At 33.2% G+C, this 19,448-nt stretch carries 18 protein-coding genes; 3 read left to right on the plus strand and 15 right to left on the minus strand.

From position 1 onward, the window contains the following. Positions 1-104 precede the first annotated feature (104 nt). The 3 genes from BGO27_02100 to BGO27_02110 form a co-directional block, all read right to left on the minus strand. Positions 105-2,162 (minus strand): hypothetical protein, encoded by a 2,058-nt coding sequence (locus BGO27_02100; GenBank protein OJV15282.1) that lies wholly within the window; start codon positions 2,160-2,162, stop codon positions 105-107. 62 nt (positions 2,163-2,224) lie between these two features. After that, positions 2,225-3,097, minus strand: a complete 873-nt coding sequence (locus BGO27_02105) for a hypothetical protein (protein OJV15283.1) — start codon at positions 3,095-3,097, stop codon at positions 2,225-2,227. 50 nt (positions 3,098-3,147) lie between these two features. Beyond that, entirely contained in the window at positions 3,148-4,059 is a 912-nt protein-coding gene (locus BGO27_02110) for a hypothetical protein (GenBank protein ID OJV15284.1), read from the minus strand. 81 nt (positions 4,060-4,140) lie between these two features. Here BGO27_02110 and BGO27_02115 point away from each other — a divergent pair, with 81 nt between their 5' ends. From BGO27_02115 to BGO27_02125, 3 genes are read left to right on the plus strand one after another with little or no spacing between them, the layout of a single operon-like run. Further along, the gene (locus BGO27_02115) at positions 4,141-5,928 is read left to right on the plus strand and encodes a hypothetical protein (protein ID OJV15285.1); all 1,788 of its coding nucleotides are present in this window, start codon (positions 4,141-4,143) and stop codon (positions 5,926-5,928) included. Beyond that, complete coding sequence (locus BGO27_02120) at positions 5,925-6,698, plus strand: ribosomal RNA small subunit methyltransferase A (GenBank protein OJV15286.1); 774 nt, start codon at positions 5,925-5,927, stop codon at positions 6,696-6,698. Before BGO27_02115 ends, BGO27_02120 begins: the two co-directional genes overlap by 4 nt. Positions 6,699-6,711: 13 nt before the next feature. Then, entirely contained in the window at positions 6,712-7,827 is a 1,116-nt protein-coding gene (locus BGO27_02125) for a rod shape-determining protein RodA (GenBank protein ID OJV15287.1), read from the plus strand. Positions 7,828-7,959: 132 nt separating this feature from the next. Here BGO27_02125 and BGO27_02130 read toward each other — a convergent pair whose 3' ends face one another. The 12 genes from BGO27_02130 to BGO27_02185 form a co-directional block, all read right to left on the minus strand. Beyond that, on the minus strand, positions 7,960-8,745 hold the full coding sequence (locus BGO27_02130; GenBank protein ID OJV15288.1) for a phosphate ABC transporter ATP-binding protein: 786 nt from the start codon (positions 8,743-8,745) through the stop codon (positions 7,960-7,962). Beyond that, positions 8,746-9,747, minus strand: a complete 1,002-nt coding sequence (locus tag BGO27_02135; protein OJV15289.1) for a hypothetical protein — start codon at positions 9,745-9,747, stop codon at positions 8,746-8,748. Beyond that, the gene (locus BGO27_02140) at positions 9,737-10,915 is read right to left on the minus strand and encodes a hypothetical protein (GenBank protein ID OJV15290.1); all 1,179 of its coding nucleotides are present in this window, start codon (positions 10,913-10,915) and stop codon (positions 9,737-9,739) included. Before BGO27_02140 ends, BGO27_02135 begins: the two co-directional genes overlap by 11 nt. A 19-nt stretch (positions 10,916-10,934) precedes the next feature. Next, positions 10,935-11,195 (minus strand): hypothetical protein, encoded by a 261-nt coding sequence (locus tag BGO27_02145; GenBank protein ID OJV15374.1) that lies wholly within the window; start codon positions 11,193-11,195, stop codon positions 10,935-10,937. A 36-nt stretch (positions 11,196-11,231) separates the two neighbouring features. Further along, on the minus strand, positions 11,232-11,933 hold the full coding sequence (locus tag BGO27_02150) for a hypothetical protein (protein OJV15291.1): 702 nt from the start codon (positions 11,931-11,933) through the stop codon (positions 11,232-11,234). Next, positions 11,930-14,161: a hypothetical protein gene (locus BGO27_02155; GenBank protein ID OJV15292.1), complete on the minus strand. Its 2,232-nt coding sequence runs from the start codon at positions 14,159-14,161 to the stop codon at positions 11,930-11,932. The genes BGO27_02150 and BGO27_02155 overlap by 4 nt, the downstream gene beginning before the upstream one ends. 1 nt (position 14,162) lies before the next feature. Further along, the gene (locus BGO27_02160) at positions 14,163-14,396 is read right to left on the minus strand and encodes a translation initiation factor IF-1 (GenBank protein OJV15293.1); all 234 of its coding nucleotides are present in this window, start codon (positions 14,394-14,396) and stop codon (positions 14,163-14,165) included. A 31-nt stretch (positions 14,397-14,427) separates the two neighbouring features. Then, complete coding sequence (locus tag BGO27_02165; GenBank protein ID OJV15294.1) at positions 14,428-15,267, minus strand: hypothetical protein; 840 nt, start codon at positions 15,265-15,267, stop codon at positions 14,428-14,430. Next, complete coding sequence (locus BGO27_02170) at positions 15,264-16,544, minus strand: UDP-N-acetylglucosamine 1-carboxyvinyltransferase (GenBank protein ID OJV15295.1); 1,281 nt, start codon at positions 16,542-16,544, stop codon at positions 15,264-15,266. Before BGO27_02170 ends, BGO27_02165 begins: the two co-directional genes overlap by 4 nt. Positions 16,545-16,594: 50 nt before the next feature. Further along, positions 16,595-17,167: a dCTP deaminase gene (locus BGO27_02175; GenBank protein ID OJV15296.1), complete on the minus strand. Its 573-nt coding sequence runs from the start codon at positions 17,165-17,167 to the stop codon at positions 16,595-16,597. A gap of 42 nt (positions 17,168-17,209) precedes the next feature. Continuing rightward, positions 17,210-18,157 carry a hypothetical protein gene (locus BGO27_02180; GenBank protein ID OJV15297.1) on the minus strand — a complete coding sequence of 316 codons (948 nt, stop codon included), beginning with the start codon at positions 18,155-18,157 and terminating at the stop codon, positions 17,210-17,212. 76 nt (positions 18,158-18,233) lie between these two features. Next, positions 18,234-19,427: a hypothetical protein gene (locus BGO27_02185; GenBank protein ID OJV15298.1), complete on the minus strand. Its 1,194-nt coding sequence runs from the start codon at positions 19,425-19,427 to the stop codon at positions 18,234-18,236. Positions 19,428-19,448 lie beyond the last annotated feature (21 nt).

Here is a 19,448-nt window from a genome sequence, read left to right on the forward strand (position 1 = left end):
AAAAGATCGAATTTTGGCATTTATATTATATTTTGAAGTAAATGTAAAGAGTGTTTTGATGATAAAGTTTTATTAATTAATTAATATATTTCATTTAGTCCTTATTACTTATCAAACATCATACGTCCAAATATGATAACTGTAGCTACAGTACATACAAAATATGATATTACCATGGCTATTTTAAGCCCATAATTATAGCCCAAATCAAAGATTTTCCTATTATTACTGGCATTCATAATATAAGTTTCTAACTCCAGGAACTTTTTTTGAGCTTCCTGAAACTGATCATTATCTTTTTTTATCATACTTACATCGCAGCAAACATTTAATAACTCTTCTAAAATACCGCCAAGCTCAACTACCTTATCAAGTCTTTTAGCAACTTCCTCTCTTGTGGTTTTACTTTTAATGAAAGTTAGTATTCCTCTAAGAGATGCAGCGTATTTTTTTGTAAGATTAGGTAAATTAGGAACTTTTGCTTCTCTTTGAGCAATTGATAACAAAGCAACAGATCTTAATAGCCTGTTACTTTCAATTTCTGGATAGTTAGATACAGTACTAATTCTTACCTCTTTTCTGAAATTTAATTTAGCAGCTATAAAGGCTGAAATGTGCCTGTCTAAAATCTGAATATCTTTAACTTCACATATATCATTTAAAACAGTAAGTAACCTGGCAACACTAAAACAATAATAATTGATTACAAGGGGACTCTGACAAACAAGCGTTGTATTAAACTCATATAAAAGTCTTTCCATCCCAAAGCCAAACTCATGTTTTTTTGCATACAGCTTAAATCTTTCGAGATTCATGATCATATAGGAAGCAAAGATTTTATTTCCTAATGTTCTGTTTTCCATAGCCATGTTTATTAAACTACTATCAAGTACCTGATAGATATGATTAATATTATCCTGAATGTTTTTTGAAAGCGCATGACATAATAAACTACCAAAACCCTCAATATGCAATGCAATGGATTTGTACCTGATACCATTTTCAGGATCTATAATCATAATACATCTGCATAGTATCTCGTCTTCACTAATATTAATAAAACTAGCACTTGATCCCATTTTAACAGTATATGAAAGCCTTTCTGCCATTTCTGGGTTAGCAATTCCACCTTCAACCCATTTCACAAACTTTGAGTCTTTTATAACCTTTTTCCCCAAATCCCAGTCATTATAAAGAGCTTGCGCAACACTTCCTGTAGTGTAATATTTAGTCTCTCCTATGTTAAATATCCTTGTGGCTTTTTTATAAAGCCTTAGTACTGCAAAATTAAACCTTCTACCCTTTAGCCACTCAATAACCTTGGTCGTACCCCACCTTTCAGTTCTTCTATCACAAAGTAAGCCTTTTACCATGTTTTTAAATGCAGCAGAACCATTAAAATCAGGACAGTAAACCTCGTATGCACTTTCCTCTATTCGTCTGTAAACAAGTTCTTCCAGTGATAGTAATTCAGCAGGCAAATTACCTTTGGTTAAATAAACTACTGTAATACCTAGCGAAAAATAATCATTAAGTACATCGGAAACGCCCTTAGCTATAGGCATGACCTGCATTCTTTCTATTACTTCATAAGCAGCTGGCTGCGAAAAGCCACAAGGCTCTCTGATAGCATCCCCAACAGTTACATCTAAAATATTATTTACGTTGTTAATATAAATATTATCAGGATTTATTCCACCGTGTGACTGTCCAAGCTCCTCAAAACCCATTAAAACCTTAGTTACAATAGGAATAACATAATCCATAATCTGCTGCTCAGACATTGGACCAAACTGCTTTACATATGATCTTAATGTAATTCCTGCAGGCTTTTTAAATACTGCGCAAAGTCTGTAATGATTTACCTCTCCTACTGGCAAAATTTCACAATGAATTGGCTTTACAATATTGGTAAATGTGTTTTCCATCATCTCTGAAATAATATCCATACGATATCCATAGGATGGGTCAAACACATATACGAACTTATCTTGTACACCGGGATTTCCCAAGTCATTTACATCAAATGCCTGACCAAAAATACTGGAAAATTCTCTAATAGGGGAAGATGCAAGAATAGTATATTTTTCAGAAATAGTATTAAGCTTATGCGTTATATGAAAAGCTTTGGTTTTTTCTGGTTTCTGATTACTATCACGCATTATGTTTTTCTAAAAAAATTAACTGATTTAATGCTATTGCATTAATAAAATTCTGTCAACTTTTAGGATGATTTATAAGCTAAAATACAATCTTCGTAAAATTTATTGTAAATTCTTTTTGTTATATTGTGCCTGTTAAAAATAATCTTATTGATTGAACTTACAGGCATGATATCTAAGGTTGTTGATGTAACAAAGCAGTCCTCAAATTCATAAATATTATTTGGATTAATTTTTGTTTCAATCACATTAATTTCAAGTTGTTTAGCTATAAATATTATTTTCTGACGCGTAAGACCATTTAAAAAACAATCAGCGAGTGGCGTATATAGTTTATTATCTTTGACAAAGAAAATGTTGGAACTTGTAGTTTCAGCAACATTACCTTCAAAATCTAATAATAGTGAATCATCAAACCCTTTTGCTAAAGCTTTATGTTTTTCAAGTGTTGCTATCGCATAAGATGCAGCACATTTGCTTTGAACAGGTAAACATTCTTTTGAAGGTCTTTTATAATCACCAATGTTAAGTTTATAACCTTTGCTAAGATCTTTAGGCACTTCAATTGTATTAGTATTCCATACTGCGATTGCCACATGAACAGTTGTATTAGGAGCTGCAATTTTAATCTCTTCACTTCCCCTAAATACTACAGGTCTTATGTACCCAAAATAAATATCATTTTTTGCGACAACTTCTAAAGTAGCATTTTTAATTTGATCCTTAGAAAAAGGTATTGTCATGCCAATTAGATTAGCAGACAGAAACAGTCTGTCGATATGCTCATCAAGCATAAATATTTTGTTGTAATATACTCTAATTCCTTCAAATACAGAACTAGCATAATGAAGACCATGAGTCATTATTGGTATATTAGCATCATTACTATCCGTAATAGCACCATCAACCCACATTTTGCCATATTTAGAAGTCATATTTTACCCCTTTTTCAAAAAGGAATATCATAAAAATACATCTAATACAATTATTTTCTGAAAGATTGTTCAGCTGATTTTTCTTTATCTTTAGATACTTTATCTGCGAACCTGCCAGGAGATTCTATATTTTGCATAGTAATTTCTGGATTAAATTCTTCTTCTATATCTTTATCTTTCATTTTCGCTTTACGCATAGTAAAGGCAGCAGATGCAGCTTTTGCTTTTAAAGACAATTTAATAGAGCTGAATAATTTCTTAAGCTTTTTAATGGTTGGATTCTGTGGATTTTCAATCTCATGTAACGCCTTTTTAATATCGGCAATTATTGAATTATCAGAAAATATTGCTTCCTCAAAATTAAGAGACTGAGCTAGCTGGTCAGCTTCAAAAAAAGCCCCATCAAAATTTGCACCCTGTATGTCTGAACCGTTGAAAGATGCACCAATTAAATTACTGTTTTTAAGTATAACACCCTTTAGCGATGCTTTATCAAAATTAGCATTAGTAAGATCAGCACCTGCAAAATTAGATTTATCAAGAATTTGCCCTTCAAAATTATAAGGAATATCAAGGGTTACACCAATAGCACGTTCATAAATCACCTGACTTGATAGATCAGCCTGACGTAAATCAAGACCTTTTAGTGATATTTTATCAGAATTTGCCTTAGAAAGTATGGTTTTTAAAGACTCACCATCAAAACGACTTTTTCTAAAATTACAGTTTTTTAAGATAAAATTGGCAAAATTAAAGCCTCTAAGGTCTTGTTCACTCATATCGAAATATGATAAATCAAGCTTTGATCCATCGGCAATTAATACATTAATTACTGGATCACCTTCCGCATATAATTCCTCAAGCATATTAAGCTGCTCACGCGTTAGAATGGTTTTTTTACGCTCTTCTAAAGTTTTCGCAGCTAAATTGTTGATAAAATCTTGTCTTTCTGCACTATTCATCTATAGTTCACTATTATATTTAATTAATATTATAACATTTAAATTATTAAAAAACTAGTATTTGTACTAACGGCTTAACATATGATACTGGCTTATTCAGCAAACATAATCCTATTTTTTACAATATTTACATCCCTTTTATCTATCACACTACAAAAGAAAAATAAATCATTAAATAACTCTCATTATATTATATCTTTATTAAATATTTCGCTATTTATTCAATTAATTTATGCTTTTATAACTTCTAATTATCATATTGAAAATGTTGTTTTAAATTCACATCATTTAAAACCTTTAATTTTTAAAATAGCTGGCAGTTGGGGAAGTCATGAAGGATCTCTGATACTAATTTACATGCTAACATCTGTAATGTTTAGTATTTTTGCATATAAAAATAAGCCTAATAATACGCAAAAAACTATATATTTCAGCAGCATAGGCTTCTTAGGTACGTATATTCTATTTTCCTCTAACCCGTTTAGGATAGTTACAGAAGAGGTAACAAATGGAATGGGGTTAAATCCGCTATTACAGGATTATGCCTTGGCTATTCACCCGCCTATTCTGTATATTGGATACACATCATTGATAGTGCCATTTTTAATAGCGTTTTATGATAAAGAAACATTTTTAGAAAAGCATAAATATTTACACAAATGGGCTTTATTTTCATTTAGCTTTTTGACATTAGGTATAGGGCTTGGCTCATGGTGGGCATACCGCGAGCTTGGCTGGGGCGGTTTTTGGTTCTGGGATCCTGTTGAAAATATATCACTTTTGCCATGGTTTACAGCCGTAGGACTTGTTCATCTACTAATAAGTAAAAATTCCAGCTTTTATAAGTATCAAATTTTACTTTGCATTTTAGGGTTTTTCTACGCAAATTTTGCAACATTTATTGTAAGGTCAGGGCTTTTAACATCTGTTCATAGCTTTGCCCAGGATAATTCAAGAGGTATTTATTTATTATTATATATTATCGGCATAGGCTGCATTGGCATAATTCCAGTGATTAAAGCCTTTAAAGAAAACGTAATTATCAACAAAAACAGGTTTTTATTAGCAAATGCAATTTTCATGTTTTTAGGCAGTATCATCATATTTTTTGCACTAACAAGCCCCATCATATACTATATGCTTTATAAACAATTTATATCACTTGGCGCACCATATTATGAAAAAACATTATTACCAGTAATGTCACCTGTTTTATTTTTAGGAAGTGTTGCAGTTACTAAATATATTACGCAAAAACAATTATTTTTAAAAATGCTAAGCGTAGCGCTCTTAAGTGGCATTTTAACTTATTTATGCTCTAAGCATTACACAATACACAGCTTACTACCCGTATACGGTATATTAGGGGCATGGTTTTTAATTATTTTCAGCATACTTGATTTTTTACAAAACATGAGAAGAATAGCAGTTTTTTTAGGTCATATTGGCTTTGGGCTTCTTATACTTTCAGCGAATATTGCGTTTAATGGAAGCACATTTGAGGAAGCTACCCTTAAAATAGGTGAGAGCTTTGAGCATAACAATTATCAGATTACTTTAAAAGATGTAGAATATAGTTTAGTGAAAAACTATGCCAGCCGTAAAGCAATTGTAAAAATTACTAAAAATAATTATATATTTTATTTAAAGCCCGAAACAAGACTTTACCCAATAGAGCAAACAACTACCACAGACGTAGATATTAAAAGCTTTTTATTTAATGACATATACTTAGCCTTTGCTGATTATGATGAAGAAAAAGGAGCATATCTCAGAGTATACGACAGAAAAATGATCAATTTTATCTGGCTTAGTGTAGCTCTTATGTTTGCCTCAGGAATTTATAAAATTTTACGGAAGAAAAAATGACATCACAAAATATTGCCCCACTCAAAAAATTAGGACAAAACTTTTTAAAAAATCCTAACACCTGCCTTAGAATAGTTAATGAAAGTAATATTGCAGGTAAGAACGTTTTAGAAATTGGCCCTGGAACAGGAGCCTTAACCCGCCATATTGTTGAACAAAAACCGAGTAAGCTTATTTTAATTGAACCAGATGATAGATGTATTGAATTACTTACAAACTTATGCAGTAATACAAATGCTAAGATATTCCACGAAGATGCACTTAAACTTGATTTTGAAAATATAACCAAAGGTGAAGAATTTCATGTAATTTCAAATTTGCCTTATTATATATCTTCAGAAATTTTATTAAAATTACTCAAAAGTCAGCATATATTTCCTTCTTTAAACTTAATGTTCCAAAAGGAAGTTGCAGAAAGAATTTCAGCAGAACCTGATAATGGTGAGTATGGTAGGCTGTCAGTAATTTCGCAGGCAATATATGATTGCGAGATCTTTTTACATGTAGGCAGTCACCAATTTATACCCGCACCCAAAGTTGATTCCGCAGTAGTATATTTTACAAGAAAAACAAATGCTTTGAATTTTGATATTAAAAAATTAGAATACATTACACAGGAGTTTTTTATGCACCGTAGAAAGCAAATCGGTAAAACACTAAAAAAACTAAATTTATCTGAAGATAATTTAGCAAATATTGGTGTGCTACCTACTATGAGGGCAGAAAATATATCTGTAGAGCAATATATTAAACTCGCAAATTTGATTTAGGTAAAAACGTAAAATGCGCGGCAAAGTTAATTATAATAATACACTTCAAAAAATATTATATATAGATTTTCCTCTATATTTTTTAATGCTTGCGGTTTCTTCAATCGGCTTTGCCCTCATGTATTCTGCAGCGCAGGGGTCAGTATTTCCATGGATGTTTAAGCAAATTCTTCATTTTGCATCAGGAACTGTAGTAATGCTTGTTATCGCGGTAACTAGTATGCGTTTTTGGTATAATATGTCGTATAAATTTTATGCACTAAGCATAATTTTACTTATTGTAACTGAATTTGCAGGGCATACTGCGATGGGAGCAACACGCTGGCTAAATTTAGGTATTATAAAACTTCAGCCATCTGATCTTGTAAAAACTACAGTAATTATGGCTCTAGCTAGATATTTTCACAATTTGCCATTTAATAATATTCGTAAAATTCGTTACGTCATTCCTCCTATATTAATGGTTTTAGTACCTGTTGCATTAGTTTTAAAACAACCAGATCTTGGTACTGCGTCCATTATCCTTGGTATTGGCGGAATGATGTTTTTAATTGCCGGCATTGCATTATGGAAATTTGGTTTTGTGATTCTAGCGGCTGTTATAAGCGCCCCAATTGCATGGAATTTTTTACATGATTATCAGAAAAAACGTATTATGGTATTTCTTGACCCAGGATCCGATAGATTAGCGACTGGATATAACATAATACAGTCTAAAATTTCTATTGGATCAGGTGGAATATTTGGGAAAGGTTTACTAAAAGGCACACAAACGCAGCTTAGCTTTTTACCAGAACATCAAACAGATTTTATTTTTGCCATGCTTTCAGAAGAATTAGGTTTAATGGGAGGTCTTACAATATTAGTTATCTATGGGCTTATGCTATATAGATCTTATAAAGTTGCTCTTAACTGTAAAAACCATTTTGGCGCTATGATGGCTATGGGTGTTGCATGTATGTTCTTTATTCATTTGTTTATTAATATGGCTATGGTCATGGAACTTGTACCAGTTGTAGGGGTGCCTCTTCCGTTTTTATCATATGGGGGAACTATCATGATGTCTATGATGGTAGGATTTGGATTTGTCATGTGTGCAAGTGTACACAATAGAGATTTAGATAGGTAAAAACTCTATGTAACTTCAATGTTACTAGCTAAAGTATTTTTATCATGGAACAGAAATAACGAACGAAGTTTAGTAAAACCTAAACGAGTGAGGAAATGACGCATTCCATGATAAAAAGACACAAGCTAAAATTTAGCCGAAGCGTCCGGTTATATAATCCTGCGTCTGTTTTTCTCTTGGATTTGTGAACATGATTTCTGTTGTATTAAATTCCACTAATTTACCCATATTGAAAAAGCCTGTATAGTCCGAAACCCTTGCTGCTTGCTGCATTGAGTGAGTGACTATTACTATGGTAAACTTCTCTTTTAGTGTATCAATAAGACCCTCTATTTTAGCGGTAGCTATTGGATCCAATGCTGAACATGGCTCATCCATTAAAATAACATCTGGTTTTATTGCCATAGTCCTTGCTATACATACGCGTTGCTGCTGACCACCAGAAAGCGAAAGTGCTGGCATATTGATCCTATCTTTAACATCTTCAAAAAGCCCAACATCGATAAGAGCTTGCTCTACCATCTCTTTTTCTTCTTTGCTGTTTTTATTTACTAAGCCATGCATACGCGGAGCAAAGGCAATATTTTCATATATAGTTTTCGGAAATGGATTAGGCTTTTGAAATACCATCCCAACTTTAGTTCTTAGCCTTACAACGTCTATATCAGGAGCATAAATATGCTTTTTACCAAGTAATATATCACCTTCTACCCTGCACCCTGTAATTTGATCATTCATGCGGTTTAATATTCGTAAAAAAGAAGATTTACCGCATCCTGAAGGACCAATAAGGGCAGTCACCCTATTGCGGCAAATATTTAAACTAACATCATCTAAAACCTGTTTATCACCATAGAAAAGGTTTACATTTTTAGCCGACATTTTAATTCTTTCATGGCTTAAATCTATTTCAAACATTTATAAGCCCTCACTTTTATTTGTTAAACGCTGCGAAACAATACTGACCATTAAATTTATAAATAATAATATTATTATTGCCCCAAAAGATTTTTCAATAAAAGCAGTATCTATATTTTGCGTCCATAAATATATTTGCGTTGGCATAAGCGGTATAGGGTCTAAAATTTTACTAGGAGCATTTGCAATAAAAGCAACCGAACCAACCAATATAAGGGGCGCTGCTTCACCAAATATTCTTGCAATTGCCATAATAACACCTGTAGTAATTTTCGGAAGCGCGATAGGTAGTAAAATTTTTGTAACCACCTGAGTGTGTGACAATCCAAGCCCAAGTCCTGCGTTTTTGATGGATAAAGGAATTGATGCTAATGCCTGACGAGTTGACACATAAATTAAAGGTACAGCCATTAAAGTTAGTGTAAATGCCGCAACAATAAAAGAAGATCTTGGTAATGAAAAAGTTCCAATGAGTACATAAAGCGCAACAACACCATAAATAACCGAAGGAATTGATGACAGATTATTAATTGCCATATCTATTGAAGAAGCTACAAACCTATTCTTTACAAACTCTTCAATGTACACGCCCGCTGCAATTCCAAGAGGCATTGCAATAAATATTGCTGTAATTACTGTAATAAGTGATCCAAGCAATGACCATTTAACCCCTGCATTTTCTGCAAAAGTAGAATCTCCATTAGTTATAATTGAAAAATCAGGTCTGATTTCTATTTTATCCTGACTAATTAATTCATCAATTTTTTCACGATCTTTAAGTGATATTTCGGCAGCATTATTATATTTGTAATAAATATCTGCTTTTGAATCGAGTTTTACAACCCTATTTTCTTCAATAACAAATGAATGATAAAATGTTCCTATTCCTTTATGAACGACTATTATCATAATTACAGCAAATGCCAGTAAAATAAAGCCAAGCGCTGCATTCATGGCAATTTCCTGGATTTTATCTTTTCTAATTCGATCTTTATAACGCATATTTATGACCAAACTTACGAACAATTAGTATAGATATATAGTTTAGTATAGATGTAAAACAAATAAGTACTATAGAAATAGCAAAAGCAGATAAAAATACAGGGCTTGCAAAATCATTATCGCCAGTAACAGCCGCAACTATCTGCACGGTAAATGTTGTCACCGATTTAAGTGGGTTTGCGCTGAATGCTGCGTTCATACCAAGTGACATTGTTACAATCATTGTCTCGCCTATTATTCTGGTAATTGCAATTATGTATATTGCTAGCAAGTTCGGCATTACAGCTGGTACTACAATTGTTCTTACGGTCTCTTGTTTTGAAAGCCCTAGACCTAAGGATGCATCTATGAATGTCTTAGGAAAGTTTTTAAATACCTCGATAGACATTGAAATTAAAAAGGGAAGAATCATAAGAGTTATCGCTATTACTGCCGAAATTGTATTTTCACTTTCTGCATCAATTTCAAAAAATTTTGCAATATCAGTTACAAAAGGCGAAATTATTACAATTGCGATAAAGCCATATACAATTGAAGGTACTGATGACATTGTATCGAAAATAGATTTTATAATTTTAGGATGCCGTGAAAAAAAGTATATTCTAGCGCTACTAAGTACAGATAACGGAACTGCAAATAACATGGTCAACAATACCATATACATAGTTCCCTGAAATAGCTTTAATATGCCAAAAGAATCTTCTGTTGCGTCTTCTGGAAACCATTCGTATCCCATTAAAAATTTGTGCATTGGAATTAATTTAAAAAACTGCACTGATTTGATAAGCACAATAGCTATAATTCCAAGTGTTGCTATTACAGCAAAACTTGCGATTAACAGAAAGCAGCTTCTAACTATAAAGTCATGAATAAGCCTTGCATTGAGCGCCCTGGTTATATAACGCAAACATAAAAAACTTATAAGAGTTATAACGCTGGTATCAAGTGCTATAGCTGTTACTATCTCAATGTTACAAATATACAGAGTACTACAAAATACGAATGTAAAAGCAAGTATTGAATATAGCGGTATATAGCCGTAAAATCTGGCTGGTGACAAAATGATTTTACTTGAAACCTGCGCATCATTATTAATATTTTTTTCTACCAAAAATTTCAGCAGAAAGCCAAATAAAATATTAACTAAAGCTATATCAGCTATGTTCACTAGGCAAAACCTCTGATTTTTAATAATATAAGTATGTAGTCATTATACCCTGAACTAATTCAATACCAAGAAAAACCACAATGGGTGATAAGTCTATTGGCAAATTTTGTGGCAAATACTTTCTAATTTTAAAAAGTACAGGCTCATAAAGTCTCATAAGAGAAATATAAATTTTTAGAACAATCTGATTTGATTTGTTCAAAATTCCAAAATACGTAAGCAAATTCATTGTGATATAAATCACTAAGCCCCAACTTAAAAAATCGAGCAAATTATACATAACATCAAGAAATGGGTTTATATTCATATTAATTCTCTAATTAGCATTAGGTTGTTTTTGTTTACCGAAAATACGCGGATTTTTAACAACAAATAATTCATCATCAATTTTGTGGTTATATTTGGCATTATGAAATGATACAGATGTCATTTGTCCGTTTGCATCATAAAATTCCATTTTTTTAAGCTCAAGCGGATTATCCTTAAATATCATCACCATTTTTTCATCAGTTTTAGTCTTATGAATTAAAGTAACTCTAATAATATTATTTTTAGCAATAACTTCAGATTTAACCATTTTGTCAGAAAAATCTATTCTTTCAGCAGTTAGAAATGAACCTAAAACATCATGAGTATTGGTATAACTAATTTCATTTAACTCATAATCATAATATATGAGTTTTTTGCCATTAATAACAATTAAAATAGGTGTTGGCGGATTATACTGCCACCTTAATTTTCCAGGACGTGATAGGAAAAACATACCGTCGCTATTTGTACCGTCGGCTGCTACCTGAATAAACTCAGCTGCAATAGATTTAAGGCTGTTTAAATAAGCTGAGATTCTTTGCACAGTTTTATCATTATTTTGAGTATGAGCAGATAATATAGACTCCTGATCTATATAGTTCATTTGCTCAATTATTGTATGAACATTTGGCTTATTTGCTGATGCATAATTTGACATCAGTACAATGCTAAATACAGCTAACAATTTTATAAAATTAAACTTTCTCATTCTGCTGCTAAGATCTCCCTTTTACCAACGTGATTTGCTGCACTTACAATGCCTTCTTTTTCCATTCTTTCAATAATGGTTGCAGCTCTGTTATATCCTATTTTGAGACATCTCTGAATATAGCTTGTTGAAGCCTTTTTATCACGAAGCACAATTTGAACAGCCTGATCATATAAATCATCACCAGATCCGCCCATCATGTTGCTTATCATACCTTCTTCATCCTCTGATTTTGTAACATCTTCTATATATTCAGGTGAACCTTGCTCTTTTAGCATGTTTACCACTTTTTCAACTTCACTATCGCTTACAAACGCACCATGAACACGAGTTATTTTCCCGCCAGACGCCATATAAAGCATGTCGCCCATACCTAAAAGCTGCTCTGCCCCCTGGTCACCAAGAATTGTGCGGCTATCGATTTTAGAAGTAACCTGAAATGAGATACGTGACGGGAAGTTTGCTTTAATAATGCCCGTAATAACATCAACAGATGGTCTTTGTGTTGCCATGATAATGTGAATACCAGCGGCACGTGCCATTTGCGCAAGTCTTTGAATTGATGTTTCAATTTCTTTACCTGCAACAAGCATAAGATCAGCCATTTCGTCTACGATTACAACGATATAAGGAACTGTCTTATTTTCAATTTCCATTGTTTCGTATATAGGCTTACCTGTTACAGGATCAAATCCTGTTTGAATTCTGCGGGATAAGATTTTACCTTCACTCATCGCTTCTTTAACTTTGTCATTAAATCCTGCAACGTTTCTAACGCCAAGGCTGGACATAAGCCTATAGCGGTTTTCCATTTCTTTAACCACCCATTTAAGTGCAACCACAGCTTTTTGAGGCTCAGTAACAACGGGAGTAAGCAAATGTGGTATACCATCATAAACTGAAAGCTCTAGCATTTTAGGGTCAATCATAATGAACTTACATTCATCGGGCGTAAGCTTATAAAGCAGTGATAAAATCATGGCATTAATACCAACTGATTTACCAGAACCTGTTGTACCTGCAACAAGTAAATGCGGCATTTTTGCAAGATCCACAACCGAAGTTTCACCACCAATATCTTTACCTAATGCAAGTGGTAATTTAAGCTCAACTTCCTTAAATATACTTGATTCCAAAAGCTCTTTGAAATATACAGTTTCGCGCTGTTTATTTGGGAGTTCAATACCTATTATATTTTTACCTGGCACTACAGCAATCCTTGCAGAAAGCGCGCTCATTGAACGAGCAATGTCATCAGCAAGACCAATAATTCTTGCAGACTTTGTACCAGCCGCAGGCTCAAGCTCAAATAAAGTAACAACAGGTCCTGGCTTTACCTGAATAATCTGACCTTTAATACCAAAGTCAACTAATACCTGCTCTAATAAAGTAACCTGCTGCCTTAAAGCTTCTGATGTTACTTTAAATGTAGCATTTTTAGGTTTTTCAGTAAGTAAGTTTAGCGGAGGCAACACAAACTCTGCATCTGGTGAATATTTAAGTGATTTATCAGATTTTTTAATGGTTCTTGTATTAGATATTTTGCTAGTTTTTTTGATACTGGTTCTTGCAGTTAATTCTTCTTCAATATCATCAAACTTTATTTCAACATCTTCTGAACTATATTCTTCTGCATTATTTTTACTGAAAGATTTAGCTATAAAGCCAAAAAATCTGTAGGTTAAATGCATTAAAAATAGCGTGCGGCGCCAGAATTCTTTAAAACTAACATTGGCTGCAACGCAAAATATTATAAAAGACGTTATAGAAAACACAGCATAATGGACCCAAGGGTCTACAAACTGCGTTACATAGTTGTATAATAAAACACCTATATATCCGCCCCCAGATACAGCAATGTATTTTTCAGGAACACTTATAAACTGCATAAGAGCTGGCAAAGTAAGAACCAACACGGTCGCCGCTGATGCTCTTAATAACCAATATTTTATGCGTTTATTAACTAAAAGATTCAGCGCCCATGATAAAAATACCAGCCCCATCGGTATTGTAGCAAATCCAAAAAATTGTATAAGCGAGTCAATAAAATATGCGCCATATGTGCCAGACAAATTATGTACTCTGTCTGCACTTACTGCATTATTAAGTGATGGGTCAAATGGATTAAATGTAATAGTGCCAACAACTAAGATGAATGACAAATATAGCAAACACAAGCCAAAACCTATTATTCCAAGCCTTTTGATTGTATTTGCTGTTATGTACATTTTATTCCTCTTTTACGCCATCTTTAAATCTGTGTTTAATACGACCTTTTGTTAAATCGTATGGTGTCATTTCAACGGTAACTCTATCACCTGCTAAAATACGGATTCTGTTTTTACGCATCTTACCAGATGTATGTGCAATAATGATGTGACCATTATCAAGTTTAACTCTGAATGCGTTTGGAAGCAATTCAACAACTACTCCATCAAACTCTAGTAATTCTTCTTTCGACATTAATTATTAATCTCCTAAAATTAAAAATATTTTATATATGAGTGAATTCATTAGTTTTATTACAATATTGACATTTAACAATTAATTTACCATCAACTTTTAAAGTTTCAAGTTCTTCCTTATCAAGTGTTTGTAATAATTTTAAAGCTTTTAGATGCGAACATCTGCATTTTGCTTCAACTACTCTTTGATCAAATGCAATAACATCATGCATTCCGAACAATCTTTTAAGCAGACTTAGGTCATCTATTTCATTTGATAATAGCTCTTCATCTTTTACGCTATTTGCAAATACTTCTGCATCTTCCCACAATTTTAGATCCTCCTCTTCATTGCTAGGAAGTTTTTGCAAAATAAGACCGCCACCTACCCATTTTCCATCTATCTTATTTACTGCAACTTTGATAACAGTTTCAATCTGCTCTGAAGTTACAATATAATTAGTTAGCATTTCGCTTATTGTATCACCTTTTATTTCTACAATCCCCTGATATCTTTGATTAGAATCTGCAGGATCAATTGTTACGACTAAATAACCTTTATCAAAAAGATCTTTAGCATTGTTTTTATTGGTAAAATCAATATTATCATTATATTCTACATACCCTCTGATATGCAGATCTCCTGTAACATCCGCTACGAAAATTCTGATATCACCTTCTGACTGAAACTGAAGTGTTAAAATTCCACCGCTTTTCATGTCTGAGCCAATTAATGAAATAGCAAGTAGTGCTTCACCAAGAATTTTGCTTATCGCATCATTATAATCATGGCTTGTCAAAACCTGATCTAAAGCCTGATCGAGCTTTACAATTTTTCCTCTAATGTTTTTTGACCCTATAATAAAAGGTCTAAGTATATTATTTGTCATACTGTTCGCCTTATATTCACGCCAACGCATTGTAATTTTTCTTCAATTCTTTCATATCCTCTGTCGATATGATATACACGGTTAATTGTTGTCTCTCCTTCTGCTGCAAGTGCTGCAATTATAAGCGACATTGAAGCGCGAAGGTCAGTTGCCATTACTTCTGCTGCCTGCAACATATCTTTACCTTGAACGACTGCAATATTACCGTTTAAAGTTATATTTGCACTCATTCTCATCAGCTCAGGTACATGCATATAACGGTTTTCAAACACGTTTTCTGCAATAGTCGATGTCCCATCAGCCAGGCATAACATAGCCATAAACTGCGCCTGCATATCTGTTGGAAATCCTGGATGCGGCTGAGTATTAATATTAAGCGGCTTTAGTTTTTCATGCATTTTACTTATATGCAAACCTTCTGGCACTTCAGCGATTTTCATACCAGTTTCATGAAATTTATCAAGCACACTACTAATTAAGCTAATATCAATATTCTTAAGTAAAAGCTCACCACCTGCAACGCCGAGCATCGCTATATATGATCCAGCTTCAATTCTATCAGATATAATATGATGAGTCGCGCCCCCTAATTTTTCAACGCCTTCAATAGCAATAACATCCGTACCTAAACCAGATATTTTTGCGCCCATTTGAATTAAGCACTTACCAAGGTCTACAACCTCAGGCTCACGTGCTGCATTTCGTAAAATAGTTTTTCCTTCAGCAAGGCAAGCCGCCATCATAATATTCTCAGTTGCACCAACAGATACTTTATCAAATGTAAAATCCGCGCCTTTCAGTCTGCCGTTTGATTTAGCATGCATGTAGCCTTCTTCTAAGGTAATTGTAGCACCAAGTGCCTCAAGCCCTTTAATATGTAAGTCTACAGGACGCGCACCAATTGCACATCCACCAGGAAGAGATACTATAGCCTCACCAAATCTTGCAAGCAGTGGACCTAGTACAATAACCGACGCACGCATTTTTCTTACAATATCATAAGGAGCGGTAAGGTTATGAATATGCGCTGCGCTGAAAAGCATTGTTTTGCCTTTTTGCTTTGTATTATCAGTGCCATCAAGCGATATATCTACCCCATGCTGCCCTAAAAGCTTTGACATTGTAATAATATCAGCAAGATAAGGAATATTTGAAAGCACCAAGCTATCTTCAGTAAGTAAACACGCAGCCATAATTGGTAAAGCAGCATTTTTAGAGCCGCTAACTACAATTTCTCCCTTAAGGGAATTGCCGCCTTTAACAATAAACTTATCCATTAAATTCTCCGTTAAATCCTAACCATCGGGATTTAAACATCTCTATTTTTCTATACTTTTGGAAGGGTAACGCCTGTTTGTCCCATGTATTTGCCGCTTTTATCAGCATATGAAGTTTCACAAACCTGATCTCCTTTTAAGAAGATAAACTGGCATGCACCTTCATTAGGATAAATTACAGCAGGAAGCGGAGTCGTATTTGAAAATTCAAGTGTAACATGCCCTTCCCATTCTGGCTCAAGTGGCGTTACATTTACAATAATACCGCAGCGTGCATATGTAGATTTACCAACGCAAATAACTAAAACATCACGAGGAATACGGAAATATTCAACTGTTCTGGCTAAAGCAAAACTATTTGGTGGAATAATACAAACATCACTGGATTTTTTATCAACAAAACTTTGGTCGTTGAACTCTTTTGGATCAACTGTTGCGGAGTTAACATTTGTAAAAATTTTAAACTCATCAGCAACTCTTGCATCATAACCATAAGAAGACAGACCATATGATATAAGCCCGCCTTTTTTTTGGTCAAATTTTTGTTGTGTATCAACAAACGGCTCTATCATACCATGTTTTAAAGCCATTTCCCTAATCCATTTGTCGCTCATTACAGCCATAAATACGTATACCCTTATTTATTTTTAAGGTAGAATACACGATTATGTATTTAAATGCAATTTTCTAATGATTTCATTTATCAAATCTTGCATAAAATCTTTTGTATTTACAGACGACCTGTCGCTACCGATATAACTTACAACTTTTTGATTTATTAATTCTTTAATAAACTCTTTGTGTTTATTACCTGATAAATCCTCATGATCATAAATATAAACCTGCTTTTGCGTAGCTACAGCCTCAGATATCATGGAAATAGAATCACTTGTTACCAAAATACTATCAGCGTAATATAGCATCGCTTTATATGGATTTAGCCCTTTTAAGTCATATAAATACTTAGGATCAGCAATTTTTTCCTTTAAAGTATTTGCCTGCGCCTCGCCAGTTCTTCTGCTTAATGTAACTAATGGATAAACATTGTTTTTGTATACAAAACTATTAATTTTATCAGCTAAATCTTCTGCCATTTCATTTGTAAACTTACCGCTTTTATGACTTCCGCCAATAAGGCAGGCAAGCTTTGGTTTATCAATACTTGAAAATTCAATAAAATCTTTAGCCTCTTCTTCAAGCTTTGATATATCAAGATTATTTGGCGCCCCTAAAAACCTTATAATATTTGGAAGTTTGCGTGTTTTATCATGAAATGGAAGCACTAATATATCTGCATGTTTTGCAATGAATCCTGGCCACATGTTATGTATCCATTTAGATCCGAAATTTTTCTTATGTAAATATCCAACGAAAGCCGCTCTTCTGCCTGCCGTTATAACAATATCAGCCTTTACATCAAATTCCTTAGGATTGGATAGGTGATATGCATGATTGATGAATTTTAAAAATGGAAGTTTAGCAAAAGCATTATATATAGCTCTTTTTTTGATAACTTCAGATTTTCGGATTTCCTTAGAAAGCCTATTTGCAATGCCTTCTACCTGCGTATTATTGCCTGGTCTGTCATCTAATATAGCTAATATTTTTATCATAAAACCCCTTTTCAATAAAAACCTGTGTTACCAGATATTTACTGAAAAAGAATTTAGCAAACAAAATATTATAACGCTACTTTTTTAATACACGGCTTTTAGTGTCTTTGTTCGTAGGCGTAGCATCAGGAGAAACATTAACGCTTGAAATTTTATTCTTATGACCCGGTTTAAATGTTCTTTTCAACCACGCACCAAAAGATTTGAGTTTACTTGGCTTACTTGGTTTATTTTGCCTTTCAGCTTTCTTTTGTGCCTTAAGTGCTTCCTTTTCTTTTAAGTAATCATTACGATCTGTATGCTTAGCAGTATTTTGAAGCATACTTGGTGTATCAGTTTTATTATAATCTGGCTTAGGATTGGCTTTTGAATTTATTTCACTAAGCTTATCATTTAGTGGAATTTTTGCAGGAATATTCTGAACTTGTTTAGCATTAGCATTTAATAAATCTTTAGCGCCTTCTTCACCCCTGAGGATATCATATACATATTGCATACGAAATTCTTCACCCTTACCTTTCAGGTCATGAGGTTCCAAATTAACTTTATCTGAAGTCAGCACTGCCGAACAAAATGGACCGCAGCTGTACGTATCGTTTTGAAATCCTTTGATTGTTTTTAAACCATTTTCAAAACCTTTAGACTTATATTCTTTCAGTAATTTATTTAAACGAGGATAATTACGACCAAGACCATCATATAATTCAAATTTGTGTTCTTTTGGTTTAACTACTAAGGTAATCCAGTGATTTTTATAATTTATAGGAATTCTTACTGAATCAGCTTGTTTAAGAAGTGGGTCTTGAGTAATTTTATCTAACATACCCTTAAGCTGATAAGTTTCCTGCCCGTATACAGACTCCCTTACTGAAAGATCAATGCAATTTGGTGAAACCAAATGAACTCCAATCTCACTTTGATTAGTATACTTACTAGTTAATTGCTTTTTAACATCAGTATTTATTTGTTTCTTTTCCTGATTTCTATTTTGATCTGGGTCATCTAGACTCATGTACTGAGCCATATCTAAATATACATTTTTATTATCAGGATCAGCATTTTTATATGCCAGTTTAATTTGTGTAATATTTGCAATTTCTTGATCTGTATACCACTCTAATCTTCCAAAAGATTTTTTCTTAAGGGAGTTGTTTACAAAGCTTTTTCTCTCTTGATCGCTCTTTACAAATCTATTTAAACTATCATTTGCCCCTTCAAAGAACATAATTGAGTTTACTTTTGATGCAACTTTGTCATTATTATCTAACATTTCATCCCTCAAATATTTGTA

The organism is Alphaproteobacteria bacterium 33-17 (assembly GCA_001897445.1).
Lineage (GTDB): Bacteria > Pseudomonadota > Alphaproteobacteria > Rickettsiales > 33-17 > 33-17.